The 23716-nt window shown below is 69.3% G+C and carries 24 protein-coding genes and 1 pseudogene; 12 read left to right on the top strand and 13 right to left on the bottom strand.

Annotated elements, in window-relative coordinates:
- Nucleotides 1-3: 3 nt before the first annotated feature.
- Both BDK89_RS07490 and uppS read right to left on the bottom strand, forming a co-directional pair.
- Nucleotides 4-1923, bottom strand: coding sequence for an ATP-dependent DNA helicase (locus BDK89_RS07490; protein WP_133868348.1), 1920 nt, complete (start codon nucleotides 1921-1923; stop codon nucleotides 4-6).
- Nucleotides 1920-2588: a polyprenyl diphosphate synthase gene (uppS, locus tag BDK89_RS07495; protein WP_133868349.1), complete on the bottom strand. Its 669-nt coding sequence runs from the start codon at nucleotides 2586-2588 to the stop codon at nucleotides 1920-1922. The genes BDK89_RS07490 and uppS overlap by 4 nt, the downstream gene beginning before the upstream one ends.
- A 42-nt stretch (nucleotides 2589-2630) precedes the next feature.
- Here uppS and BDK89_RS07500 point away from each other — a divergent pair, with 42 nt between their 5' ends.
- The 4 genes from BDK89_RS07500 (at nucleotide 2631) to BDK89_RS07515 (ending at nucleotide 5789) form a co-directional block, all read left to right on the top strand.
- Entirely contained in the window at nucleotides 2631-3197 is a 567-nt protein-coding gene (locus BDK89_RS07500; RefSeq protein ID WP_133868350.1) for an undecaprenyl diphosphate synthase family protein, read from the top strand.
- A 13-nt stretch (nucleotides 3198-3210) separates the two neighbouring features.
- On the top strand, nucleotides 3211-3939 hold the full coding sequence (gene recO / locus BDK89_RS07505) for a DNA repair protein RecO (RefSeq protein ID WP_133868351.1): 729 nt from the start codon (nucleotides 3211-3213) through the stop codon (nucleotides 3937-3939).
- A 209-nt stretch (nucleotides 3940-4148) separates the two neighbouring features.
- Complete coding sequence (locus BDK89_RS07510) at nucleotides 4149-5045, top strand: DMT family transporter (protein WP_133868352.1); 897 nt, start codon at nucleotides 4149-4151, stop codon at nucleotides 5043-5045.
- A gap of 48 nt (nucleotides 5046-5093) precedes the next feature.
- Entirely contained in the window at nucleotides 5094-5789 is a 696-nt protein-coding gene (locus BDK89_RS07515) for a VOC family protein (RefSeq protein ID WP_133868353.1), read from the top strand.
- A 58-nt stretch (nucleotides 5790-5847) separates the two neighbouring features.
- Here the strand turns inward: BDK89_RS07515 and BDK89_RS07520 are convergent, their stop codons facing one another.
- Nucleotides 5848-6684 carry an enoyl-CoA hydratase-related protein gene (locus BDK89_RS07520; RefSeq protein ID WP_133868354.1) on the bottom strand — a complete coding sequence of 279 codons (837 nt, stop codon included), beginning with the start codon at nucleotides 6682-6684 and terminating at the stop codon, nucleotides 5848-5850.
- Between the two features lie 82 nt (nucleotides 6685-6766).
- On the opposite strand from BDK89_RS07520, the gene BDK89_RS07525 reads away from it, so the two are divergent.
- A complete protein-coding gene (locus BDK89_RS07525; protein ID WP_166657441.1) occupies nucleotides 6767-7507 on the top strand; it encodes a prolyl hydroxylase family protein in 741 nt (246 codons plus the stop codon).
- Nucleotides 7508-7523: 16 nt separating this feature from the next.
- Here the strand turns inward: BDK89_RS07525 and BDK89_RS07530 are convergent, their stop codons facing one another.
- The 3 genes from BDK89_RS07530 to BDK89_RS07540 all read right to left on the bottom strand — a co-directional run bounded on the left by BDK89_RS07530 (nucleotide 7524) and on the right by BDK89_RS07540 (nucleotide 9865).
- A complete protein-coding gene (locus tag BDK89_RS07530; protein ID WP_133868356.1) occupies nucleotides 7524-7727 on the bottom strand; it encodes a hypothetical protein in 204 nt (67 codons plus the stop codon).
- 47 nt (nucleotides 7728-7774) lie between these two features.
- The gene (locus tag BDK89_RS07535; protein ID WP_133868357.1) at nucleotides 7775-8827 is read right to left on the bottom strand and encodes a TauD/TfdA family dioxygenase; all 1053 of its coding nucleotides are present in this window, start codon (nucleotides 8825-8827) and stop codon (nucleotides 7775-7777) included.
- Between the two features lie 111 nt (nucleotides 8828-8938).
- Nucleotides 8939-9865, bottom strand: a complete 927-nt coding sequence (locus tag BDK89_RS07540) for a LysR family transcriptional regulator (protein WP_166657442.1) — start codon at nucleotides 9863-9865, stop codon at nucleotides 8939-8941.
- Nucleotides 9866-9942: 77 nt separating this feature from the next.
- On the opposite strand from BDK89_RS07540, the gene BDK89_RS21720 reads away from it, so the two are divergent.
- A complete protein-coding gene (locus tag BDK89_RS21720; RefSeq protein WP_166657443.1) occupies nucleotides 9943-10191 on the top strand; it encodes a hypothetical protein in 249 nt (82 codons plus the stop codon).
- A 40-nt stretch (nucleotides 10192-10231) separates the two neighbouring features.
- Nucleotides 10232-10516 (top strand): DUF503 domain-containing protein, encoded by a 285-nt coding sequence (locus BDK89_RS21725; RefSeq protein WP_166657444.1) that lies wholly within the window; start codon nucleotides 10232-10234, stop codon nucleotides 10514-10516.
- A gap of 27 nt (nucleotides 10517-10543) precedes the next feature.
- Here the strand turns inward: BDK89_RS21725 and BDK89_RS07550 are convergent.
- From BDK89_RS07550 to BDK89_RS07570, 5 genes and pseudogenes are all read right to left on the bottom strand, one after another.
- A pseudogene (locus tag BDK89_RS07550) lies at nucleotides 10544-10756 on the bottom strand (Rdx family protein); the annotation flags it as partial.
- 138 nt (nucleotides 10757-10894) lie between these two features.
- Nucleotides 10895-12052 (bottom strand): 6-phosphofructokinase, encoded by a 1158-nt coding sequence (locus tag BDK89_RS07555; RefSeq protein ID WP_133868361.1) that lies wholly within the window; start codon nucleotides 12050-12052, stop codon nucleotides 10895-10897.
- A 75-nt stretch (nucleotides 12053-12127) separates the two neighbouring features.
- A complete protein-coding gene (gene ppc, locus BDK89_RS07560) occupies nucleotides 12128-14920 on the bottom strand; it encodes a phosphoenolpyruvate carboxylase (protein ID WP_133868362.1) in 2793 nt (930 codons plus the stop codon).
- Nucleotides 14921-14924: 4 nt separating this feature from the next.
- Nucleotides 14925-15416, bottom strand: a complete 492-nt coding sequence (locus tag BDK89_RS22095) for a hypothetical protein (RefSeq protein WP_208294002.1) — start codon at nucleotides 15414-15416, stop codon at nucleotides 14925-14927.
- Nucleotides 15416-16360, bottom strand: coding sequence for a TIGR03621 family F420-dependent LLM class oxidoreductase (locus BDK89_RS07570; RefSeq protein WP_133868363.1), 945 nt, complete (start codon nucleotides 16358-16360; stop codon nucleotides 15416-15418). Before BDK89_RS07570 ends, BDK89_RS22095 begins: the two co-directional genes overlap by 1 nt.
- 60 nt (nucleotides 16361-16420) lie before the next feature.
- Between BDK89_RS07570 and BDK89_RS07575 the strand changes: the two genes are divergently transcribed.
- The 5 genes from BDK89_RS07575 to BDK89_RS07595 all read left to right on the top strand — a co-directional run bounded on the left by BDK89_RS07575 (nucleotide 16421) and on the right by BDK89_RS07595 (nucleotide 21494).
- Entirely contained in the window at nucleotides 16421-18796 is a 2376-nt protein-coding gene (locus tag BDK89_RS07575) for a transglycosylase domain-containing protein (protein ID WP_166657445.1), read from the top strand.
- A gap of 12 nt (nucleotides 18797-18808) precedes the next feature.
- On the top strand, nucleotides 18809-19513 hold the full coding sequence (locus BDK89_RS07580) for a zinc ribbon domain-containing protein (protein WP_133868365.1): 705 nt from the start codon (nucleotides 18809-18811) through the stop codon (nucleotides 19511-19513).
- Between the two features lie 10 nt (nucleotides 19514-19523).
- Nucleotides 19524-20006 (top strand): hypothetical protein, encoded by a 483-nt coding sequence (locus BDK89_RS07585; RefSeq protein ID WP_133868366.1) that lies wholly within the window; start codon nucleotides 19524-19526, stop codon nucleotides 20004-20006.
- Between the two features lie 57 nt (nucleotides 20007-20063).
- Entirely contained in the window at nucleotides 20064-20633 is a 570-nt protein-coding gene (locus BDK89_RS07590; RefSeq protein WP_166657446.1) for a histidine phosphatase family protein, read from the top strand.
- A gap of 114 nt (nucleotides 20634-20747) precedes the next feature.
- On the top strand, nucleotides 20748-21494 hold the full coding sequence (locus BDK89_RS07595; RefSeq protein WP_133868368.1) for a lysophospholipid acyltransferase family protein: 747 nt from the start codon (nucleotides 20748-20750) through the stop codon (nucleotides 21492-21494).
- A gap of 3 nt (nucleotides 21495-21497) precedes the next feature.
- On the opposite strand, the gene BDK89_RS07600 is transcribed toward BDK89_RS07595, so the two are convergent.
- Both BDK89_RS07600 and BDK89_RS07605 read right to left on the bottom strand, forming a co-directional pair.
- Nucleotides 21498-23009, bottom strand: coding sequence for a PH domain-containing protein (locus BDK89_RS07600; RefSeq protein ID WP_133868369.1), 1512 nt, complete (start codon nucleotides 23007-23009; stop codon nucleotides 21498-21500).
- Complete coding sequence (locus BDK89_RS07605) at nucleotides 22999-23649, bottom strand: PH domain-containing protein (RefSeq protein WP_208294003.1); 651 nt, start codon at nucleotides 23647-23649, stop codon at nucleotides 22999-23001. Before BDK89_RS07605 ends, BDK89_RS07600 begins: the two co-directional genes overlap by 11 nt.
- Between the last annotated feature and the right edge of the window lie 67 nt (nucleotides 23650-23716).

The raw sequence follows: 23716 nt of genomic DNA on the forward strand, positions 1-23716 counted from the left end.
ACGTCAGGAGGCTTCGGGCGACTCGTCGGCGGTCAGCTCGCGCAGGAACGCCTCGACGTCGGCGCGTTCGCGGGTCCGCTTCATCGGAGGGAGCGCCTTGACGATGTCCCAGCGGTAGCGGGCGGTGCCGAGGCGGGGGTCGAGCACGGCGACGACGCCGCGGTCGTCCATCGTGCGGATGAGTCGGCCGCAGGCCTGTGCCAGCAGTGTCGAGGCGCGCGGCACGTCGATCTCGGAGAACGCAGACGCCCCGAGCTGATCGCGACGTGCCGACAGCAGCGGATCGTCGGGACGGGGGAACGGCAGCTTGTCGATCACGACCAGCGACAGCGTCCGGCCCGGCACGTCGACACCCTGGAACATGCCGGTCGTCGCGAACAGGCAGGTTTCCTCCGAGTCGGCGAACGCCTTCACCAGCGCCGGCTTGGGGAGATCGCGCTGGGTGAGGATCGGCACCGAGATCTCGTCGCGCACGGCCTCGACGGCGTGATCCATCGCCGCCCAGCTCGTGAACAGGGCGAGGGTGCGGCCGCCTGCTGCCTCGATCAGCGCGATCAACTCGTCGGCGACCTGATCGCGGAACTTCGGCGACCGGGGCTGCGGCATGTGCATCGCGCAGTACAGCATCGCCTGCTGCTCGTAGTCGAACGGGCTGCCGACGTCGGCGCTGTGCGTGCGTTCGGCGGGGAGGCCGACGCGCGCCGCCAACGACGACGGCACCGTCGCGCTGGTGAGGATGGCGGTGTGGTCGCCCCAGACGTTCGCCCCGAGTACCGGGCCGACGTCGAGCGGAGCGACCTCGAGCCGGGGCGACTGGGGTGCGCCCGACACGAACGGCACCTTGTCGTCGCCGGCGGTGAGCGCCGCCTCGACGGCCTCCATCGAGCGGGCGATCATCTTCTGAGCGCGGAGCTTGCGTTGTTTCGCGTCCTCGACGTCGGTCTGGATCGACTCGACCGCCTCACCGACCCGGGTCAGTCGGAGCCGGGCGTCCTCGAGCGCGTCGGTGATGTCGGAAGGCAGCGGTGTGGAGAGCCGCTCGTTGAGGTGCCGCGAGAACACGTCGCGCAGGAGCGGGGCGAGGTCGGCGATCGTCCCGACGAGCTGAGGGTCGTCGAGGAAGCGGCGCACCGTGGCCGACACGGTGACGAAGCGGCCGGGGGAGATGTCGACCCCGACGGTGTCGCTCATCGTGTCCTCCAACACGTGGGCCTCGTCGAACACGACGACGTCGTGCTCCGGCAGGATCGCGCCGCCGCTGCCCACGTGCAGCCCGTACAGGTAGGTGTTGACGACGATGACGTCGGAGGTCTGCGCACGGCGGCGTGCCGACTCGGCGAAGCACTCCTGGCCCATCGGGCAGCGGTCGCCGCCCGGACACTCGTCGCTCCCGACGCTGACGGCGCGCCACGCCTGGTCGCTCGGGCTCCACTCCATCTCGGCCTGGTCGCCGGTCTCGCTCTCGCCGGCCCACTCGGCGATCTTCTTGATCTCGAGCTTGTTGGTGGCCGACAGTTCGTCGAGTTCGAGCTGTCCGGTCGAGGGCTGGCTCATCTCGCGCAGGCGCTGCAGGCAGACGTAGTTGCTGCGGCCCTTGAGCACGGCCCAGTCGAGGTCGTGTCCGAGTTCGGACAGTTCCTCGGCGAGGAACGGGAGGTCTTTCGTCGCCAACTGGTCCTGCAGCGCCTTGGTCGCGGTGGCGACGACCGTCCGTTTCCCCGAGGTGATGGCCGGCACCAGGTAGGCGAGGGTCTTGCCGGTGCCGGTTCCGGCCTGCACCACGAGGTGCCGCCCACGTTCGATGGACGCGGCGACGAGTTCGGTCATCTCTCGCTGACCCGGGCGGTCTTCCGCTGCGGGCAGGGCGGCCGTGACGGCCGCGAGGGCCTCGAGCGCGGCCGAGGCCGCCGTGGGGTCGGTCATCGGGCGAGTGCGATCGCCCGGTCGAGGTCGGCGCCGTCGAACTCCGGCCACGACGCGTCGGTGAAGTGGATCTTGGCGCCCGCGCCCTGCCAGAGCAGGAAGTTCGACACCCGCAACTCACCGGAGGTGCGCACCATCACGTCGACCGGCGGCAGCTCGGGCAGGTACAGGTGCTTCTCGATGGTCTCCGGGGTGACCGGCTGGCCCTGGGCCCGCACCTGGCGCACTGCGCTCATCAGCTCGGCCCGACCGCCGTAGTCGAACGCGACGGTGAGGGTCATGCCCGTGTTCGAGGCCGTGTCGTTGATCGCCTTGCGGATCGCTCGCTGGACGTACTTCGGGGTGCGTGCCGACGGCGAATCGAACGGTCGCCCGATCCACTGGATCCGGACGTTCAACTCGTTCAGCTCCTTCACGCGACCGAAGAGCTTCTCGTGGAGACCGAGGATGTGGCGGACCTCGGCGCGGGGACGAACCCAGTTCTCGGTGGAGAAGCCGAACACGGTCAACCAGCCGATGTCGCGCGTGACGGCCACCCGGACGATGCGGGCGAGATTCTCCTCACCCTCGGTGTGGCCCTCGGTCCGTGGCAGGTCGCGCGCCGCGGCCCATCGACCGTTGCCGTCCATGATGCAGGCGACGTGCAGGCGCTGGGATTCCTCCACGGCCACCGAGGTTACCGACGTCCGACGTGTGAGAATGGGGACATGTCCCCCTCGGCTGCGACCCCGGCTGCGAGCTCGACCCCGTCGACCTCGTCGCTGCGTCACGTCCTGGTCGTCGGCGGCACCCTCGCCGAGTGGTCCGACCTGACCGACGAGCAGTGGCGGCGACGCCTCGAGACGTTCGGTGAGCTGTGCGAACGGCTCGGCGTCACGTGGCTCACCGTCCGGGCGTACGAACACGGCGACCGCTCGGCGGCGACGCCGCCCGAACACCGACGCCACCGCCTGCGTGACGTCGAGGTGATCGCCGATCCGCAACCCGACGGCCGGCAGCGGTTCGCCGACGCCATGGCACGCATCGACGACGACGACGAGGTCAACGAGGCCACCGTCGCCTCGGCGCTCTACGAACCGGCCGACAGCGAACCCGACCTGGTCGTGGTGCTCGGCCCGCCCACACAACTGCCGCCGTCGCTCGTCTGGGAACTCGCCTACGCCGAACTCGTCTTCATCGACGTCGCCTGGGCCGACCTGACCGCCGATCACGTGGCCGCCGCCATCGACGACTTCGCCAACCGCCGCCGTCGTTTCGGCGGGCTCGACGAGTGACGGCGTCGTCCCGATGAGCGAGCTGTACCGCGACACCGGCGTGGTGCTGCGCACCTACAAGCTGCGCGAATCCGACCGGATCGTCGTGTTCATGACCGCCGAGAACGGCAAGGTCCGTGCCGTCGCGAAGGGCGTCCGCAAGACGAAGTCGAAGTTCGGTGCCCGACTCGAACCGATGAGTCACGTGCGGCTCCTGCTCTACCGCGGACGCGAGCTCGACATCGTGAGCCAGGCCGAGTCGGTGGAGCCGCTCGCCCCGCTGCTCTCGTCGCTCGACCGAGCGTCACAGGCCATGGCGGCGATCGAGGCCGTCGACCAGATGTCGCTCGAGCGCGAGCCGAACCCGCAGCTGTACCGCATGACCGTCGGCGTGCTCCGCACCATCGCAGACCGTCCGGCACCGCTCAACGTGCCGGCGTTCTACTGGAAGCTGCTCCGCAACGAGGGGCTCGAACCCCAGCTCGACGCGTGCGTTCGGTGCGGTGAGACCGAGCCGGGCACCGAGCTCGTCGCGTTCGACCTGAACGAGGGCGGCGTCCAGTGTCGCCAGTGCCGCACCGGCTCGGCGATCTCGCCGGGCGCGCTGGCCATCATGCGCGACATCTTCGGTGGGCGACTCAACCAGGCGCTGGCGCTGGAGGAGTCGCCCTTCACCCACGAAGTCGGCAGCCTGGCGACGAAGGCACTCGAACACCACATCGAGCGCCACCTCAAGACAATCGCCATGTTCGAGCGCCACTGATCTCGCTGGAGTAGCCTCGGCGTCACCGGAAGAAGGGTGGCTAGGGTTCCGCCGCTCCGTCGATCGTCTCTCCGACGTCATCGGCCGAGCGGGCCAGGTCCGAGCGCCACGGAAGGCCCCACACGACCGGGGCTCGCACCTCATGGGACAAAAGCCTCGAGTGGAGAATCCGGCACCAGTTCAACGCGTGCCGACTCCAGGAGCAACCCATGTCCCGACCGTCCCATCTCGACCATCGACGAGCGATCGCGCTCGCCGTCCTCGTCACCGTCCTCTGGAGTTCGTCGTGGGTGCTGATCCGCTTCGGACTCGACGACGCCGATCTCCCTCCGATCACGTTCGCCGGGTTGCGGTACGGCCTCGCAGCGATCGTGTTGTGGGCATCGCTGGCGGTGCGCGCCCGGCGGGGTGACGCGCTGCCGAGGCCGAGCCGCCGCGACCTGGCGGCGTACGCCGCGCTGGGACTCGTCTTCTACGGCGTGACCCAAGGGGCCCAGTTCGTCGCGATCGACCGACAACCGGCCGCGACCACCAGCCTGCTGTTGTCGCTCACCCCGCTGATCGTCGCCGGGGTCGGCGTCGTCGCGCTCGGGGAGACCGTGACCCGACGCCAGATCGTCGGTGCGCTGCTGGTCGTCGGCGGCGCCGCGCTCTACCTGGCAGGCGATCTGGGTGCCACGACGGTCGGACTCGTCGCGGCCGGCATCGGATTGGCCGCCAACGCCACGAGCAGCATCGCCGGCCGGAGCGTCAACCGACGCTCGACGAGTTCGCCGCTGGTCGTGACGACGGTGTCGATGACCGTCGGTGCCATCTCGTTGATCGTCGTCGGCCTCGTGATCGATGGTGCGCCGACACTGAGCGGGGAGGCGATTGCCATCGTCGGTTGGCTGGCCGTGGTGAACACGGCCTTGGCGTTCACGTTGTGGAACGTGTCGCTGCGGTCGCTCACCGCCGTCGAGTCGGCCGGCATCAACAATCTGATGCTCGTGCAGATCGCGCTGCTCGCCTGGTTGTTCCTCGACGAGGCCCCCGGTGCGTTCGGCCTGGTGGGCATCGTCGTCGTGTCGGCCGGGGTGTTCCTCACCCAGACACGTCCACATTGACGACGGTCCGACACGCTCGTCGACGGTAACGGACCGTACGGTTCGGGCATGCGGATCAGGCTTCGACAGATCGTGATGGTGGCCGCCGACCTGGCTGCCGCCGAGCAGCGGATCAGCGACGAGCTCGGCCTCGAGCTCTGCTACCGCGACCCTGGCGTCGGGGTGTTCGGACTGCGCAATGCGCTGTTCCCGATCGGCGACAAGTTGCTCGAGGTGGTGTCGCCGATCGAGGACGGCACCACGGCGGGTCGCTTCCTCGACAAGCGCGGCGGCGACGGCGGCTACATGGTCATCTTCGAGACCGACGACATCGAGGCAGCCCGCCGCCGCTTCGAGCAAGCCGGCGTTCGCATCGTGTTCGAGGCCGAGGACGACGGCGTGCTCGGCTTGCACCTGCACCCCGCCGACGTCGGTGGCGCGATCGTGTCGATCGACCGCACCGACGTGTGGGGGGAGTGGCCCTGGGCCGGGCCCGAGTGGCGCGACCACGTGCGGACCGGCACCGTGGCCGACGTGCTCGGCGTGGAGATCGAGGCTGCCGACCCCGACGCCATGGCCGAGCGGTGGTCGGCGGTGTTGGGTCGCCCGGTGGTCGATCGTCGGATCGAACTCGACGAGGGCGTCATGACCTTCGTCGAGGCGGGGGAGCGGGGCGACGGTGTCGCCGGCTTCACGCTCGCCGCCGCCGACAGCGCCGACCCCGTCGACACCACGATCTGCAACTGCCGCTTCACCTCCCGCTGACCGACGAAGGGGGTCGGATACGTTTCGTCGGGACCGACGAAACGTATCCGACCCCTGGTCAGGTGCCGGTGAAGTTCGGGGGGCGCTTCTCGACGAAGGCGAGTGCTGCTTCTTTGTGGTCGGCGGTCCGCATCGTGCGGACCATGTTCGTCGCCTCGGCGTCGAGGGCCGTGGCCAGGTCGCAAGTGAGCGCCCGGTTCAGGTTCTCCTTCATCAGCCGCTGCGCGATCGGGGCGCGGGTCGCCAACGCGCGGCAGTAGTCGAGCGCGGCCTGGTCGAAGCCGTCGTCGGGCAGCACCTGATTCACGAGCCCGAGTTCGAGCGCCTCGGCCGACGACAACTTCGGTGACGTCCAGTACAGCTCGCGGGCCTTGGCCGGGCCCACCAACTGGGTCAGGAACCACGAACCACCGAAGTCGCCCGAGGCGCCGACGTTCGCGAACGCCGTCACCAACACCGCCCGCTCGGCGGCGAGTCGGATGTCGGCGGCCAGTGCGATCGACAAGCCGGCGCCGGCCGCCGCACCGGGAAGGGCTGCGATGACGGGCTTCGGGAACTCGTGGAGGGCCAGCGACACCTTCCGCTGGAGACCTCGCAGATGGTTGATGCCGTCGTCGAGCCCGGCCGGGCGGCCGGCGCGCTGTCCGCCGGCCTGGTTGGCGTCGTTCATCTGCTTGACGTCGCCGCCCGCACAGAATGCGCCACCGTTGCCGGTGACGAGCACGACTCGCACGTCGGGGTCGGCCGCCATCGTCGGCAGCGCGGCGTCGAACCCGTCGTACACCGCGTCGGAGAGCGCGTTGCGCCGCTCGGGCCGGTTGAAGGTGATGATGCCGACGTTGCCCTCGACGCGTGCGAGGAGGTCGTCGGTGCCGGTGTCGATGTCGCGAGCCATCCGCCGAGCTTGGCACTCCGATGGTTCGCGACGTCGAGTCGGTGACGCTGCGACCGCCGGTCCGGCGCGCGACAATGCAGCCATGACGCTGGCGTTGAAGGACGGTTACGACACGGGTGTGCAACTCGCCGACGACCCCCAGGTGTGGGTGTTCGACAACTTCCTGACGCCCGACGAGTGCCTCCACATCATCGAGCTGGCCGAGCCGCGCATGGACGATGCGCTCGTCAGCCGGCTCGGCACGAACACCGCCAGCACGCGCCGCACCGGACAGGTCGCCTGGGTCAAACACGACGAGGACGACGTGGTGCGGGGCGTGATCGGGCGCGTGAGCGAGTTGGTCGCCGTTCCGGCGAACCACGCCGAGAACCTCCAGGTCATCCACTACGGCGAGACCGAGGAGTATCAGTCGCACTTCGACGCCTGGGACATCGAGACCGACAAGGGCAAGGAGAAGACGGCTCGCGGCGGCAACCGCGCCGTCACCGCCCTGCTCTACCTCAACGAGGTCGACGGAGGCGGCGGCACCGGCTTCCCGAAGCTCGACCTCGAGGTCGAGGCGCAGCCCGGCCGCATGGTCATCTTCCACAACCTCTACGAGGGCTACAGCACACGCCACCGCAAGTCACTGCACGGCGGCCTGCCGGTCAGCGCCGGCGAGAAGTGGGCGTGCAACCTGTGGTTCCGTGAGCAGCCGTATCAGGGCGTCACCGCAGCTGCGGCCTCGCCGGCGAAGGCGGCCGCCCGACCGGCGCCCGACACCGCAGCGAACCGGGCAGCCCGCCGGCGCGCCCAGCGCGCCAGCCGCAAACGCAACCGCTGACCCCCAGGAACGGGAGTCAGGCGACGTCGAGGTCGTCGCCTTGGTACTCGTCGAGGGCGGAGCCGAGCCACGCGGCCGAGCCGGCCAGGCCGATCAGCGACGGGAGGACGGCACCGGAGCCCTTGTTCTTGCCGAACAGCGCCGAGCCGAGGCCGATCACCGCAGCGAGGGTCGACAGGGAGGCGGCGGCGAGGTTGAGGGTGCGCTTGTCGAGTTGCATCACGGGTCAGTTTGGCAGACGGGTCGGCCCGGGCGAACCCGCCCCGCTCACCACTTGCCGGGAACGGCGCCGACCCGGTCGAACGACCCGCCGAGCACGACGCCGAGCTCGCGTTCTTCACCAGGACCCAGATGGATCGCCGGTCGACCGTGCGCGAAGCGGTAGTTGTCGATGACGGCGACGTCGCCGACCCGCCAGTCGATCGGCGTGCCGAACCGGTCGTAGACGTCGACGAAGGTGCGGAGTTCGTCGGCCGTGAAGTCGGAGTCGTCGCCGAACGTCATCCACAGAGGACGCTGTCCGGGCGGGAGCTGCTCGACGAGCGGCCAGGCGTCGAACCACAGGTAGTGGTCGGCGACGCTGCAGTAGAGCAGGTTGCGGTCGACCGACGGCGTGTACTCGAACGCCGATGTGTAGTACCGCGTGCGCAGGAGCCGGTCGGGGCCCCAGTCGGTCGACAGGCCCTGGTCGTGCGCCCGCTGGGCCGCCTCCTCGGGGTCGTCGGTCTCGAGCGACTGCTGCCAGTGGTTGTACACGCCGATCGGCTCCCGGCCGGTGAATGCCTCCCGGTCGGTGAGGTCGCGTCGATAGCAGACGCCCAGCTCGGCGAGCTTGCGGCCGAGCTCGGTCTCGAGGATCGCCTCGGTCGCTCGCACGTTGTCGGCGACGAAGGTGGCGCCGCGACCGGGCAGCGCCGCTCGGCAGGTGAAGGCGATCGCGCTGGTGCTCGTGCCGACGTATGCCATCTCGTGGTGGTAGTGCAGCCAGGCCGAGAGCGGCGCGCCGATCTCGTAGACGTTCGGGGCGATCGATCCGCGCGGGTTCGCTCCGGCCCGGTACGGCATCTCGGCGTCGAGCACGTGCTTCGCGACGAGTCGCATCGCGACGTGATCGGTGATGCCGGTGCCCACGGCGTGGACGAGTCCGACGCGCTCATAGGTGGCTCGCATCGTCGCTGCGAAGTCGCTTGCGGGGTCGGTCAGCGTGGTCGGATCGAAGTGCCGGGCGTCGACCTCGTACGACGCGCGGTCGAGGGCGGGTGTTCCGGTCCAGAAACGGGGTTCGATCGGCGTCGGCCGAGTCGCCACGATGTCACTCATGGGGCACTCCAGCGGGGCAGGGGTGTGCGGGTCGGCGGTCAGCGTAGCTGCGTCGAACGCCTTTTGTCGACAAGATCGGTCGGATTTGTCGGGTATCGACGAATTCCCAGCTCAGACAGGGTGTGTGAGCTCGTCCTCGAGCGGACGTGTGACGTCGATCGCGAGGTCGACGAAGCGTCGGACGGCCGGTGGAACCGCCGGGCCCTCGCGCCAGACCACCACGATCGTGCGCGGCTCGACGGCGTCCGCGAGTTCGTGGACGCCGATGTTCGGGTCGTGCAGGTCGACCGACAGGCGAGGCATGACGGCCACGCCGCGCCCGGCCCGCGCCATGGCCTGGACGGTCGCGTTGTCGATCGACCGGAACACCACGTTCGGTTCGTGACCGACGCTGCGAAGACCTCGTTCGATGTCGATCTGGCACACATCGTTCAGGGGCTGGGCGATCACGTCGTGCCGGACGACATCGGCGGACGAGACGGGGCCGTCGGGGAAGGTGCCCGCCGGCGCCACGACGACGTACGGGTCGTGGAAAAGGAGTTGTTCGCGGAAGTGGTGATCGAGGTGGTCGCCGACCAGGAAGCCGGCATCGAGCTCGCGCCGCTCGATCAGCTCGACGATCTTGCTCGGGTCGTCGGTTTCGATCAGGTCGAGCTCGACGTCGGGGAGTTCGGTGGCGAGGGCGCGCGCCACGAGGGGCAGCACCTTGACCGACACGCTCTGGAACGAGCCGACCCGCAACCGTCCGCGCTCGCCTGATCGGAGCGCAGCCAGCCGGTCGTCGGCGGCGCGCATCTCGGCGGCGATGGCGTTGGCGTACTCGCGCAGCGCCGAGCCGGCGTCGGTGAGCTCGACGGGGCGCGGGCCGCCCGGTCGGATGAACAGCGGGATACCTGCCGCCCGCTCGAGAGCGGCGATCTGCTGGCTGACCGCCGACTGGGTGTAGCCGAGGCGGGCGGCGGCGCGTCCGAACGACCGCTCGTCGGCGACCGCGAGGAAGGTGAAGAGGTGCCGGAGCTCGATCTGACCCATCAGCATGATCATCAGGATAGCTAATGGACATGATCGTGAATCATCGATGGACGGAATCGACAACCGTCCGTATCGTCGATGACATGGACGAACGCCTCACCCTCCTCGACCTCGACCGGCTCGCCCATGGCATCGACCGCGACGGCATCGTCGCCCACGAGCGCGATGCCGAGATGCTGGCCGGACGCGCACGTGCACTCGACATCGCCCCGGTGGCGGTCGACGTGCTGCTCGACCACGACGAAAAGACCGTCGTCCGCGAGCGCGCGTTCCTTCGCGTCACGATGGCGCTCTCGCGCACGGGCCGGCGCGAACCAGCCCTCGTCGGCTGACACCTGCCGGTCGTCGCTCGTCGCGGTTAGCGTCCGCGGCATGCATGCGGCCGCGGTCGAGATCGAGATCCGGATACCCGACGCCCAGTCCCTGAAGGACCGCCGCCAGGTCGTGCGGTCGCTGCTCGACGGCGCCCGTCATCGATTCGGGGTGTCCGCCGCCGAAGTCGGCGGTCAGGACACGTGGCAGTCCGCAACGTTGGGGTTCGCCGTGGTGGCGAGCGAGGCCCGCCTCGTCGACGAACAGCTCGATGCGATCGATCGATTCCTGTGGAGCCGCCCCGAGATCGAGGTGCTCGACGGCGAGACCCACTGGCTCGCCTGAGCGAGGCTCAACCGAGCTGGGGGTTACTCAGCGTTCGTAGACCGGGACGCCGTCGGCGTGGCGCGTCCGGAACAGTGCGAGCACTTCGCCCGGTTCGGCGTGGCGGCCCGTCTGGTGCTTCGAGTAGAGCGTCTCGCCGTCGACGACGACGTCGAAGACACCCTTGCCGCCGGTCACCAGCGTCAACTGCTCGATGACGTGCTGGTAGTCGTGGAGGAGATCACGTGCGGCGCTCACGGCGCGCTCGGAATAGTCTCAAGGGACGCAGTACTCGATGCTGATGACGTGTCCGGCCATGTCGTCACGGTACCCGGCGGCGCTGCGGTCCGAACCTCCCCGAACCTCCCCGAACCTCGACGCGCCCGTCGGACGATCCCGTCAGAGCACGGTGTTCGGCGTCCAGACCTCGTCGAGGTCGTGGGGCATCTCGTCACCGAAGTTGATGCCCATGTCGCGTGCGGTGAGCATCGTGTCGCAATCGATCGGCACGTGCTTCTGGCGCTTGGTCACCGACGCCAACGGCACGTAGTCGACCGTCGGCGGGTTGAGTGCCACCATGATGCCGTCCTTGCCCTCCTCGAGCGCACGGATGGCGGCAGCGCCGAACCGGAGCCCGAGGAGGCGGTCGTACGCCGTCGGGGAGCCGCCGCGGATCAGGTGACCGAGGACGACGACGCGTGACTCCTTCCCGGTCAGTGCGGTGAGGCCGTCGGCGACCTTCTGGCCGACACCGCCGAGCTTCTCGGCCTGACCGACCGCCTTGCCCAGCACCGAGACCTCGCCGCCCTGCGGCCGGGCGCCCTCGGCGACGACGACGATCGAGAACTTGGCACCTCGCTCTTCGCGCTGGCGGATCGTCTCGGCGACCGGTTCGAGGTCGAACTCGATCTCGGGGATCAGCACCGCATGCGCCCCGCAGGCGACCCCCGAGTGGAGCGCGATCCAGCCGGCGTAGCGGCCCATCACCTCGACCACGATCACGCGACCGTGCGACGTCGCCGTCGAGAAGAGGCGGTCGATGCACTGGGCCGCGAAGTCGACGGCGGTGTGGAACCCGAACGTCGACTGGGTGTTCTCGAGATCGTTGTCGATCGTCTTCGGGACACCGATCACGCGCAGCCCGCGCTCGTGGAGGTGGTTGCCGATCGTCAGTGACCCGTCGCCGCCGATCGTCACGAGCGCATCGATCTCGCGCTCTCGGAACTTGGCGATCAGCTCGTCGGAGCGGTCTTCTTCGACCCACGATCCGTCGGGCTGCTGGACCGGGTAGGCGGTCGGGTTGCCCCGGTTTGTGGTGCCGAGGATGGTGCCGCCCGTGTGGACGATGCCGCGGACCGATTCGCGCGACAGCTCGATCACGCCGTCGCCCCGCGGATACTCCTCCGGTGCCATCAGGCCGTTGAAGCCGTCTCGGATGCCGACCACATCCCAACCCCGGTTGCGGGCAGCGAGCGTGGCGGCTCGGATGACGGCGTTCAGGCCGGGGGCGTCGCCGCCGCCGGTGCTCAGCGCGATGCGCTTGATGGGGGAGGTCATGCGCCCGACGCTAGTGGCCGCGAACGGGTGGGCCGAACGGACCAAGGTCCCGTGCCCGCCGCGCGCCGGACCGGATCAGCCGGAGTTGCGGAGGCCCGTCGCGATCGTGTTCAACGTGAGCTGGATGCCGCGCTCGACGAGCTCGTCGCGGTCGCCGTCGCGGTATCGCCGGAGCAGCTCGACCTGCATCACGTGGAGCGGGTCGAGGTAGGGGAACCGGTTGCGGATGCTCCGCGCCAGCGCCGGGTTGTCGACGAGGGGCACCTCGGAGCCGGTCAGCTCGGCGTGCCAGCGGCGAGTGCGGGCATGCTCGTCGGCGATCGCACCGAAGACGGCGTCGCGCAGCCCGTCATCGGTCACGAGCACGTCGGCGTAGCGACGTCCGATGTCGAGATCGGTCTTGGCGAGCACCATGCCCATGTTGTTGAGCATCGCCTTGAAGAACGGCCAGCGGTCGTGCATCTCGACCAGCAGGGCTCGACGTTCGTCGGTGGTGGCGAAGGCATCGAACGCCGAGCCGGCGCCGAACCAACCCGGGATGTTCAGGCGGGCTTGGCTCCAGCCGAACACCCACGGGATCGCCCGGAGGTCTTCGATACGGTCCGACTTCTTGCGGCTCGCAGGACGACTGCCGACGTTGAGGCTCGCGATCTCGGCGATCGGGGTGATCTGCCGGAAGAAGTCGACGAACTCGCCGGGACGTCCGACGGCGGTCCCTTCGATGAGGCCCCGATACGTCTCGTAGGCGAGCTGGGCGATCTCACCCATCGTCTCGCGATAGCGGTCGCCGTCGGCGCCGAGACGCTCACCGTCGAGGCAGCTCGCCTCCAACGTCGCCGACAACAACGTCTCCAGGTTGCGGCGGGCCGAGGTGGCCTGTGCGTACTTGGCGGCGACCATCTCGCCCTGTTCGGTGATGCGCAGTTCGCCGTGCACCGAGCCGGGCGGTTGGGCGAGGATCGCCTGGTAGGCGGGGCCGCCGCCGCGACCTACGGTGCCACCACGCCCGTGGAAGAGGCGGATCCGGATGCCGGCTCGCTCCGCCGCCGCCACCAGCGCGCGCTGGGCTCGGTAGAGCTCCCACTGCGACGTGACGTAGCCGCCGTCCTTGTTCGAGTCGGAGTAGCCGATCATCACCTCGTGCCAGCCATCGCGACTCTCGACGATCTGCGCGTAGCGCGGGTGCTCGAGGAGCGCCGTGAGTGTCGTGTCGGCGGCACGGAGGTCGGCGATCGTCTCGAACAGGGGAGCGATGTCGAGCGCCGAGGTGATGGCGCCCGAGTCGACGTCGACCGAGACCAGCCCCACCTCCTTGAGGAGGACGGCGACCTCGAGGACGTCGGAGACCGACTGGGCCATCGAGATGACGTAGTGCGGGATCGTTCGTGCGCCGAAACGCTGATGGGCCGACGCCGCCTCTCGGAGGACGGCGATCTCGCCGGCGGTCAGGTCGCTGTAGCTCGCGTGCGGTGACACGAGCGGTCGGGCGTTCGACAGTTCGGCCGTCAGGAGCTCGACGCGCTCGCTCTCGTCGAGCGATGCGTAGTCGGCTGCGACGCCTCCGACGCGGAACAGCTCGGCGACGACCTCTTCGTGGATCGCCGAGTTCTGGCGCATGTCGAGTCCGCAGAGGTGCGTGCCGAAGATCTCGACACTGCGCCGGAGCGGGTCGACGCGCTCGTCGGCCAGGAGGCCGGCGCCGTGCGATCGCAGCGACTCGGTGACGACGTGGAGGTCGGCGACGAGTTCGTCGGCCGACCCGTACGGTTCGAGCTCGGCATGGGGGAGCGGCCCGGGAACCTCGTCGAGCACGGTCGCGGCCATCGCCCACATGCGGGCGTGCATGCCGCGCATCGCCCGCCGGTACGGCTCGTCGGCTCGGAACGGCGAGTCGTCGGCCGACCGGTCGGCGAGGGTCATCAGCGCCGGTGTCGGCGTGATCAGACGCAACGACATCGAGAGTTCACGCGACAGGCGGTGCAGCTCGACGAGGTGGTGTTCGTATGCGAGATTCGCCTGCGACTCGACGGCCAGTCGCAGCACGGGCGCGGTGACGAACGGGTTGCCGTCGCGGTCGCCGCCGATCCACGATCCCATCGTGATGGGCGTCGCGTTGTCGAGTCGGTGACCGAGGCGGTCGGCGGCGAGGGTCTCGAGGTCGCGCTGGAGCCGCGGCACCGTCGCGAAGATGCTCGACCGGTAGTAGCGCAAGGCCTCGTTGATCTCGTCGCGAACCCGGAGTTTCGACAGCCGGAGCATGGCCGTGTCCCACAAGGTGAGGACGGCGAGGCGGAGCGCGTCGTCGATCTCGGCCAGCTCGGTCGGGCTGCCGCCGGCTCGCGCTCGACGCTCGAGCAGCGCAGCGACGCGCTCGACCACGCCGAGCACGGTCTGGCGGCGTACCTCGGTCGGGTGGGCCGTGATGACCGGGGTGACATGCACCTCGTCGACGGCGTGCGCGATCGCGTCACTGTCGAGATCGCTGCCGACGAGCCGGTCGAACGTGGCCTCGAGCGTGCCGTCGCGCGCCCCGGCACCGCGGTCTTGGTGGTACCGGCGGCGACGTTCGCTGTGGATGTCTTCGGCGGTGTTGGCGAGCAGCGACAGCCAACCGAACGCCCGGATGAGGTGGACCTGGTCGTCGAGGTCGGCGGCGGCCAACATGTCGGTCAGCTCGGCGATCGGCGTCTCGCCGTCGCGGCGGGCGTCGACGGCCGACCGGCGCACCCGTTCGACGAGGTCGAACAGATCGTCGCCCGACTGCTCACGCAACACGTCGCCGATCAGGCGCCCCAAGAGGCGGATGTCGGCGCTGGCGTCGGTCGTGTCGGGGGTCGTCTCGGCGGGGGGTGGAGTCGAGTCGTTCATGGCGCTACCCGCCGAGCGTAATCGTTACCGTCGCACCCCCGTACCCGTACTCCTGGTCGCGGCCCTCGACCGTCACCTCGTCGACGCCGGTCGGGATCGTGACGCCCCGTTGGGTGCGGGTGAACGGTTGCTCGCCTGCGTGATCGTGCATGAGCATGTGCTCGCCGTAGACCTCGCCGTCGGGGCCGAGCACCCGCCATCCGTCGGCGTATCGCTCCGGGGTGTCGTAGGGGCTCGAGATGGTGACCGCGAAGCTCCAGGTGCCGTCGTCGGACGGTGTCGCCTCGACACCCAGCACGTCGGGGTAGCGCTGTTCGCCGGAGTCGGGCGCGGCTCCGGCCGTCGTGGCCGAACTCGTCGACGTCGTTGCGTCCGTCGTGCCCTCGAGCGTGATGGTCGTGTCGGCGACGCGACCGTCAGCCGTATCGTCCCCGCCACCGCAACCGGTCGCAGCGACCACGACGACACCGAACAGGGCGACGGCGCGTCGTCGCATCAGGTGCCGGCGAGCGCTGCCACGACCGGGGCGAACGGCTCGATGTCGTTCTGACCGACGATGACGTAGCTGAAGCCCCACCGCTCGCGGCGCTCCCGGAGGTCGTCGATGATCTTGTCGGTGGGGCCGACGAGGGCGAACGGCGAATCGGCGATCACGTCGGCCGGCGCGCCGGTGAACTCCGACAACGTGCCGATCGCCTGATCGACGTCGTCGGTGATGAAGACCATGAACGCCCGGATGTTCATCTCGATCGCATCGAGTCGCCCCTCGGCCTCGGCCGTCGACCGGACCGTCTCGACCTTGTCGTCGACCGCGTCGGCGGTCATCGTGGCGAACGTCGACTCGTCGACGGCGCCCGACGTGAGCGTGGCGTTGATCCCGACGATGTCGGCCTCGCGAGCAGCGAACTTCAGCACCCGCGGGCCGCCACCGCCGATCAGCACCGGCGGGAGCGACTGGACCGGTTTCGGGAAACCCTCGTAGTCGGTGATCGTGTAGTGCTCGCCCTCGAACGAGAAGCGGTCGGGTCCGAGTGCCGACTTGATCACGTGCAGGCCTTCGATGAAGCGGCTGACGCGGACGCCCGGCGAGTCGTAGGCGATCCCCGACTGCTCGTAGTCGGACACCATCCAGCCGGCGCCGAGTCCGATCTCGACGCGGCCATCGGAGAGCACGTCCATCGTGGCGAGTTCCTTCGCCAGGACGACGGGGTGCTTGTAGTCGTTGTCGTACACGAGCGCGCCGAGGCGGAGCGTCGACGTCGCGTCGGCGGCGCACTGGAGCGCCGGAACGGGTGCCAGCTGGTCGGTGAAGTGGTCGGGCATCGTCAGCGTGGAGTAGCCGAGCGCCTCGACGCGGCGGGCCTGCTCGGCCCACTCGGTGCGGGTGCCGGTGCCGTTGACCTGGACACCGAAGCGGAAGGGGCGATGAGGCATCGTCATGGGTCGCACCGTACCGGCTGCCACCAACGCGGCCCGAGGCGTCGGTACAGTTCGATCACTGTGTGGAAGTTGAGCTGGGTCGCCCGGATGGTGCTCGTGATCGGCGCCGGCGCCTTGCTGCTCACCGCCACCGTCGTCGCCGTGGCACCCCGGGTCTGGAGGATCGCCAACGCCCACGAAGAGATCCCCGTCGAGCTGCCCGATTTCGCCGACCTCGCCCAACGCACCTACGTGTACGACGTCGCCGGGCGGGAGATCGCGTCGTTCGAGGTCGAGAACAGTCAGCCGATCTCCCTGGCCGACGTACCCGACGAGGTCGTCGACGCCTTCTTGGCGGTGGAGGACAACGAGTTCTGGGTGCACCACGGTGTCAACGTGCGTTCGCTGTTCCGTGCCACCTTGTCGAACTTCGCGACCGAGGGCCCGATCCAGGGTGCGTCGACGATCACGATGCAGGTCGTCAAGAACGACTACATGGCGGGGTTCGACCGCGACGGCCGCTACAAGGCGCTGCAGGCGACCTACGCGGTCCGTCTCGAGAAGCAGAAGTCGAAAGAGGAGATCCTGGAGCGTTACCTCAACACGGTGTTCTTCGGTCAGAACTCGTACGGCATCGGCGCCGCTGCCGAGACGTATTTCGGCAAGCCGGTGCAGGAGCTCACGTTCATCGAGGCGGCCTTCCTCGCCGGGCTCGTCCAGGCGCCGAGCAGCTACGACCCGATCAACAACCCGGAGCAGAGTCGAACCCGTTTCCTGCAGGTGCTCGAGCGGCTCGAGGACGACGAGCTGATCACCGAGGACGAGCGGATGGAGGTCGAAGAGACGTTCGTGCTCCCCGAACGTGTCCGGCGTCGACCCGAGGCGGCAACCGAGCGCACCTACTTCACCGAGGCGCTGCGCGACTACCTCCTGAACCGCAGCGACATCCTCGGCGACACGTACGAGGAGCGGTACACCCAGCTCCATCGCGGCGGATTGCTCATCCACACGACGCTCGACCCGAGCCTGCAGGCACAGGCCGAACGTGCGGTGCTCGAGCTCCCTGCCAACGAGGCCGGCATCGAGGCGGCCCTCACCTCGGTCGAGACCGACTCCGGCGCCATCCGCGCCATGGTCGGCGGCACCGGCTTCGTGCCCGGCCAGAACGAGGTCAACCTCGCGCTGGCACCGAGCCAGACCGGTTCGAGCATCAAGCTGTTCATCCTCGCCGCTGCGCTCCAGGCGGGGGCCCAGCCGGCCGACGTCGTCGACGGCCGCAAGCCGTGCACCCTTCCGAACCCGGGCGACCCGAACGAGCCGACGTTCACGATCACCGACGCCGTCGACGGCGGTGTCGACACCGTCCGGTCGCACACCGTTCGGTCGATCAACTGTGCGTACGGCCGGATGTCGCAGATGGTCGGCCTCAACCGGATGGTCGACACCGTCTACCGGATGTCGGAGAACCCGTATCTCTACGAGGGGCAACCGGCGGTCGAGCGCGAACCCATCCAGCCGTTCGGCTCGTTCGCCACGGGCGCCAACGAGATGAGCACCCTCGACATGGCGTCGGGCATCCAGTCGATCGCCAACGAAGGCGTCCATCTCGAGCCGTACTTCGTCGAGTACATCGACGATGCGGCGGGGGAGCGGGTGTACACACACTTCGACCCCGGCACCGAGGTGCTGAGTCGCACGGCCGCGTTGCGAGCGGTCGACGTCATGAAGGGCGTGTTGACGAGCGGGACCGCCCGCGGCGAGTTGGCCGACTTCGCGAGCCGTCGACCGGCGTTCGGCAAGACCGGCACCCAGGACAGCAACTTCACGGCGTTCTTCGTCGGGGCGACCCGAGAGTTGTCGACCGCCGTGCTGGTCCGCGACCCGGATCGCTACACGAGCATGCGGAACATCCCCGAGTTCTCGGCCGTCGGCGTGCCTCGCGTCCAGGGCGGCACCTTCCCGGCCCGGATCTGGGGCGCGTACATGGAGAACGTCGGCCTCGAACAGTTCGACCTCGCGGACTGGGACGAGCCGGGCCGCACCCTGCGCGGGCCGGCCCGCCTGTACCTGCCCGGCAACGAGTGCGTGTACGAGATCATCGGGTACGAGCCGGCACCGACGCCGCCGCCCGCCGAGACGGCGCCGCCCGCCGAGGAAGGCGCGACCGTCCAAGGATTCCGGAGCCCGCTCGCCCCGCCGGCGACCGAGCCGCCCGCGCCGCCGCCCACCGAACCGGCCCCGCCGCCGGCCACCCCGGCGCCCACGCCGGTCACCACCACGACGGCCCCACCTCCCGCCGAAACGACCACCACGACGACGCTGCCGCCGCGGCCGATCTACGGCCAGGTCGAGAGCGGCACTACCATCCCCCCTGATGTGCTCGACCCGAACGCCCCGCTGCCCTCGGTCCCGCTCGACAGAGTGGTCTCGCCCTGCAACGTCGGCCCGCGGCCCTGAGGTGATCGGCGCATGAGTGGGTCGGTCCTCGAACTGCAGGCGGCCGACACGATGTCGGACCAGCTGCGCCACCGTCGCGAGGTGTTGGCCGAGCGCGAGCAGGTGCAGGCGGCGAAGAACGCACTGTTGCGCTGGAACGAGGCGCGCACCGTCGTGCGCCGCCGGCTCGACGAGCTGGCGGCCGAGATCCAGAAGATCGAAGACGACAACACCAAGCTCGACAAGCAGCGCGACAAGCTGCACGCCCAGCTCAAGACGGTGATCGCGCCGCGGGAGGCCGAGGCGCTCCAGCACGAGATCGCGACGCTGACCGAGCAGCGCAGCGCGTCGGACGACGCCGAACTCGAAGCGCTCGAAGAGCACAGCCGACTCGAGACGCAGCTGGAAGAGTTGCTCGGCCAGGAAGAGTCGCTCACCAACGAGTACCTCGGCGCCGAGTCGGCACTGGCCGAGGCGGAGTCCGACATCGACGGGGAGCTCGAGCGCATCGCCGAACGGCTCAAGGGGCTGCGGGCCGACGTCGACAAGCCGGTGCTGCGCAAGTACGACCGGCTGCGCAAGAACTACGTGATCGCCGCCGCGCCCCTGTCGGGCTCGCGGTGCGAGGGGTGTCACCTCGATCTCAGCGCCGCCGAGATCGACGACGTTCGTGAAACCGGGGCCAAGAACGACGGTGTCGCAGAGTGCCCGCAGTGCGGGCGCCTGCTGATCGTCTGACACGCCCGCAGTGTTCTTCTGGTTCATCGGTACCGCGATCGTCACCGTCTGGTGGGTCTTCCGCGACCCGGCGTTCGACTACCGGCTCCTGATCGTCGGCTCGGTCCTCCCGCTCGGGGAGATCGCCCTCGGCGGCGCCAAGATCCTCCACTCGGTCACGTTCAGCATCGTGCTGATGGCGGTCTTCATGCTGCTCACCCGAGGCCGCAAGCCGATCCGGAAGACCCTGCTCGGCCTGCCGATCGGCACCTTGCTCCACCTCGTGTTCACCGGGGCGTGGACGAATGCGCAGGTGTTCTGGTGGCCGTTCCTCGGGACCGGGTTCGACGACGCGCCGCACCCGGTGCTCGATCGGGGCTGGTGGAACGTGCCGCTCGAACTGATCGGTCTCGCGTTGTGCACGTGGGTGTACCGAACCGCTCACCTCGCCGACGCCGAACGTCGCAACTGGTTCCGGCGCACCGGTCAGCTCGACCTTCCGATCCAACGCTGACCGTCGGCGCAGCGTCCGCTCCGCTGCACTGCTCCTCGGGTGTGGTTCACTGAGGGCGTGCTGTACCTGGTGCGACACGGTCGAACGAGCCACAACAAGGAGGGTCGCCTCCAAGGGCGGCTCGACCCCGATCTCGACGAGATCGGCCATCGCCAGGCGGCGGCGATCGCCGAGGTGGTCGGCGACGTGGATGCGGTCATCTCGTCGTCGTTGCAGCGGGCGCGCCAGACCGCTGCGTATTTCAGCGACGATCCGGTGATCGACGATCGATGGATCGAGATCGCCTACGGCGAGTACGAAGGCGTGCCGGTCGGGGAGGTGCCGCCCGAGGTCTGGCAGGCATGGCGGACGAACGCCGAGTTCCGCACCCTCGGCGGTGAGAGCTTCGGCGACCTCGACCGTCGGGTCCGCTCGGCGTGTGTCGACCTCATCGAGCGGATCGGCGACGAGGACGTCGTCGTCGTCAGCCACGTGTCGCCGATCAAGGCGGCGGTCGCCTGGTCGCTCGGTGTGACGATGGACATCATGTTCCACTGCCACCTCAGCCAGGCGAGCTTGTGCCGGATCGACGTCGGTCGGTTCGGGCCGCTGCTGCACAGCTTCAACGAGCAGGCTCGGCTCGACTGAGCGCGGGCAGCAGACGCTGCCACGCGGGGACGGAGCGCGCCGCCGTTCGTCGCGAGCGATGCGACCGTCGAGCGAGGGCCTAGCCTCCCGGGGCATGCGCCGTGGGGAGACCCGATGATCAAGCGAGCGGGCTCGGCGTCGTTCTGGGCATTCGTCACCGTGTCGTCGATCCTGCTCTTCCCGATCGCCGTCGTCATCTGGGCGACCACGGTTCTGTTCGATCGCCGGCTGGTCCTCCTCCACCGGTTCACGTGTTTCTGGGCGTCGCTCTACACCTGGCTCAACCCGGTGTGGTCCGTCACGGTCGACGGTCGCGACAAGATCCGGCGTGGAACCACCTACGTGATGGTGGCCAACCATCTCTCGCTGCTGGACATCCTCGTGATGTTCCGGCTCTTCCGGCACTTCAAGTGGGTGTCGAAGATCGAGAACTTCAGGGTGCCCTTCATCGGCTGGAACATGCGGCTCAACCGCTACATCCCGCTGCGGCGCGGTGACCGCGAGAGCGTGATCGAGATGATGGCAGCGTGCGAGCGGACCCTCGGCGAGGGCAGCTCGATCATGATGTTCCCGGAGGGTACCCGCTCGTCGACGGGCGAACTGCGGCCGTTCAAGCCGGGCGCGTTCGAACTCGCCCTGGCGACGCAGACCCCCATCCTGCCGATCGTCATCACCGGGACGTCCGAGGCACTCCCGAAGCGAGGATTCGTGCTCCAGGGACGACACCCGATCCGCATCCGCGTGCTCGACCCGATCCCGTACGAGGAGTTCGCCCACCTGTCGATCGATGCGCTGACCGAACACGTGCGGTCGCTCATCGCCGCAGAACTCGGCGATCCCGGCGACGAGCCTCGGAGCTGAAGGTCAGAGCACCGGGCGGCGATCGATCTCGGCCCGGTGCAGCACCCGATCGCGGGCGGCGTCGGCGTCGGCGAGATCGATGAACGGAACACGGAACGAGCCACCGGCGGTCGAGATGTGCAGTGTGGCGAGCCCACGCCGCCGTTCGAAGAAGCTCTGTCGAACCGTGACGACCTGCGCCTTGCGCAGCGGGAGCTCGCCCGTGTGGCGCCAGACCAGCCCGTACGACTCGCCCACGCCGTCGGCATGGAGCCCCCACCGTCGCCGTCGCCAGCGGCGGTCCTCCACCACGGCGTTGATCGGGACCAGCGCGAACACGGCGAGCGACCACCAGCCGATCACGAACCAGAGCAGCGCCGCGGCGACGAGGGCGACGACGGCGGTGGCGCGGGCGGCGACGAACACGGACCACCGGGAGATCCGCCGGTCGAGCGGCGGCGGAGGTGTCTCGCCGACCACGAGTCGTCGCACCGTCTCGACCTCGGTCCTCGTCGAACCGGGTAGGTCGAGGTTGCCCGTGCCGAAGGTGTGCAGCGTCAGCCGCGTGAACCCGAGTCGCCGCTGGGGCGTGGTGTCGTCGGTGGTGACGATCTGCACGCGACGAGCGGTCGAGGAACGACTCGTGGTGTTGAGGAGTCCGGCTGTGCGGCGCAGGCCCGACGGCGTTCGCGACAACGTCAGATCCCAGTTGGTGACGATCTCGCGGATGACCTGGAAGGCGGCACCGAGCACGGTCGCCGCGACGACGATGCCGCCGACTACCAGCACGGCGGCGAGCACCGAACCACTGCCGATCGTGACGGCGTCGTCGGCGAGGTCGCCGGCGCTGTCGAGGAAGGGGTCGAGGGCGCCGAACTCGCCGCCGATGGCGATCAGCGGTGCGAACACGACGAAACCCGCCCACGGGAACTTGGTCACGCCGACTCGCAACAGGTCGCGCGGCGACCGCTGCAGCAGGATCACGTCGGCGTCGACAGTGCGCCCGGCGTCCGTCGACGCCTCGTGCGTGCCCGACACGTTCCTCGCCGCGCTTCGGGCGTCGTTCGCGATGCGGCGCAGAGCCTCGGCGCGTGCCAGGTCGATCGCGTCGATCTCGAACTCGACCTCCGTCGACCCGGCGGTGTCGACCGCCGCCCGCACCAGCCCGAAGGGTCGGTGGAAGAGACGCTGATCGATGTTCACGCTCTGCACCCGCTCCAGTGGGATGACGAGACGCTCGACCGACGCGATGCCTCGCGTCAGGACGAGTTCGTCGCCGACGACGCAGAACGTCATGCGCCACCAGCTCAGCGCCGAGAACACGAGCAACGCCCCCGAGGCACCCACTGCCAGCAGCCCGAGGCCGGCGGCGAGCCCGCCGTTGACGACGAACAGCACCGCCGCCGCGATCGCCGAGACGCCGAGGCGGCGGACGAACCGCCAGGCGATGAAGACGAAGGCGATCGGCGATTGTCGGGCCGGTTCGGCGAGCATCGCCCGGTCGGCGTCGACCGGCGGTGGCTCGTCAGCGCCCATCGTGGGGTGTGTCCGGGGGCGGGTACGCGGCGGGCGGTTCGAAGCCGTCCAGCTGCCGTGCCGGCCCGTCCGGTTCGATCTCGGTCGTGTCGTTGTCGGTCGTGTCGGTCTCGTCCTGCGCCAGTTCGGCGGCGCGTTCGGTCACCAGGCGCTTCAGTCGTTCGGCGGTGTCCTGGGGGAGCCCCGGGATGCCGATGGCGCCACCCGCAGTTCGAACATCGAGCGACGCGAGCCCGAAGCGCCGGTCGAGCGGGCCGTGCCCGATGCTGACGTGTTGGACCCGTGCGAACGGCACCGTCGCCACCGATCTCGTCAGGACGCCGCGCCGGAACGACAGGTCGTGCTCGCGCACGGCGTAACCCATGCGGCGCACCTCGAGCCGTTGCAGGAGGCACCCGGCCCAGACGAGCACGGTGACGCCGGCGGCGATGACGACCGTGAGCGTCGACGGCGCCAGGGCGATCACGACGAGGGCGATCATGGCTGCCACTGTGGCGGTGATCGCCGCCGTGATCGTGCGGAGTCGCAGGTAGGCCGGTGTCAGCGGTTCGAAGTCGACGTCGGCGAGCCGGGGCAGCGCGTCGTCGGTGATCACCGTGTTGCTCCACGCATCGGTGTCCCTGGCGGCCCTGCTGCCCACCGTGACGAGGGTAACGGCGGTTGTCCGGGGTCGAACCGGCTCGCAGCCCCCGGGCGCGCCGAGGGCG

The sequence above is a fragment of the Ilumatobacter fluminis genome, from assembly GCF_004364865.1.
GTDB classification, from domain to species: domain Bacteria; phylum Actinomycetota; class Acidimicrobiia; order Acidimicrobiales; family Ilumatobacteraceae; genus Ilumatobacter; species Ilumatobacter fluminis.

Excerpts from the sequence above, each read along its gene's own strand:
- recO (WP_133868351.1), top strand. The coding sequence starts at position 3,211 with ATGAGCGAGCTGTACCGCGACACCGGCGTGGTGCTGCGCACCTACAAG.
- BDK89_RS07500 (WP_133868350.1), top strand. The coding sequence starts at position 2,631 with ATGTCCCCCTCGGCTGCGACCCCGGCTGCGAGCTCGACCCCGTCGACC.
- BDK89_RS07535 (WP_133868357.1), bottom strand. The coding sequence starts at position 8,827 with ATGAGTGACATCGTGGCGACTCGGCCGACGCCGATCGAACCCCGTTTC.
- BDK89_RS07595 (WP_133868368.1), top strand. The coding sequence starts at position 20,748 with ATGATCAAGCGAGCGGGCTCGGCGTCGTTCTGGGCATTCGTCACCGTG.
- BDK89_RS21720 (WP_166657443.1), top strand. The coding sequence starts at position 9,943 with ATGGACGAACGCCTCACCCTCCTCGACCTCGACCGGCTCGCCCATGGC.
- BDK89_RS07555 (WP_133868361.1), bottom strand. The coding sequence starts at position 12,052 with ATGACCTCCCCCATCAAGCGCATCGCGCTGAGCACCGGCGGCGGCGAC.
- BDK89_RS07600 (WP_133868369.1), bottom strand. The coding sequence starts at position 23,009 with ATGGGCGCTGACGAGCCACCGCCGGTCGACGCCGACCGGGCGATGCTC.
- BDK89_RS22095 (WP_208294002.1), bottom strand. The coding sequence starts at position 15,416 with ATGCGACGACGCGCCGTCGCCCTGTTCGGTGTCGTCGTGGTCGCTGCG.
- BDK89_RS07520 (WP_133868354.1), bottom strand. The coding sequence starts at position 6,684 with ATGGCTCGCGACATCGACACCGGCACCGACGACCTCCTCGCACGCGTC.
- ppc (WP_133868362.1), bottom strand. The coding sequence starts at position 14,920 with ATGAACGACTCGACTCCACCCCCCGCCGAGACGACCCCCGACACGACC.
- BDK89_RS07510 (WP_133868352.1), top strand. The coding sequence starts at position 4,149 with ATGTCCCGACCGTCCCATCTCGACCATCGACGAGCGATCGCGCTCGCC.
- BDK89_RS07570 (WP_133868363.1), bottom strand. The coding sequence starts at position 16,360 with ATGACGATGCCTCATCGCCCCTTCCGCTTCGGTGTCCAGGTCAACGGC.
- BDK89_RS07525 (WP_166657441.1), top strand. The coding sequence starts at position 6,767 with ATGACGCTGGCGTTGAAGGACGGTTACGACACGGGTGTGCAACTCGCC.
- BDK89_RS07580 (WP_133868365.1), top strand. The coding sequence starts at position 18,809 with ATGAGTGGGTCGGTCCTCGAACTGCAGGCGGCCGACACGATGTCGGAC.
- BDK89_RS07490 (WP_133868348.1), bottom strand. The coding sequence starts at position 1,923 with ATGACCGACCCCACGGCGGCCTCGGCCGCGCTCGAGGCCCTCGCGGCC.
- BDK89_RS07530 (WP_133868356.1), bottom strand. The coding sequence starts at position 7,727 with ATGCAACTCGACAAGCGCACCCTCAACCTCGCCGCCGCCTCCCTGTCG.
- BDK89_RS07515 (WP_133868353.1), top strand. The coding sequence starts at position 5,094 with ATGCGGATCAGGCTTCGACAGATCGTGATGGTGGCCGCCGACCTGGCT.
- BDK89_RS21725 (WP_166657444.1), top strand. The coding sequence starts at position 10,232 with ATGCATGCGGCCGCGGTCGAGATCGAGATCCGGATACCCGACGCCCAG.
- BDK89_RS07540 (WP_166657442.1), bottom strand. The coding sequence starts at position 9,865 with ATGCTGATGGGTCAGATCGAGCTCCGGCACCTCTTCACCTTCCTCGCG.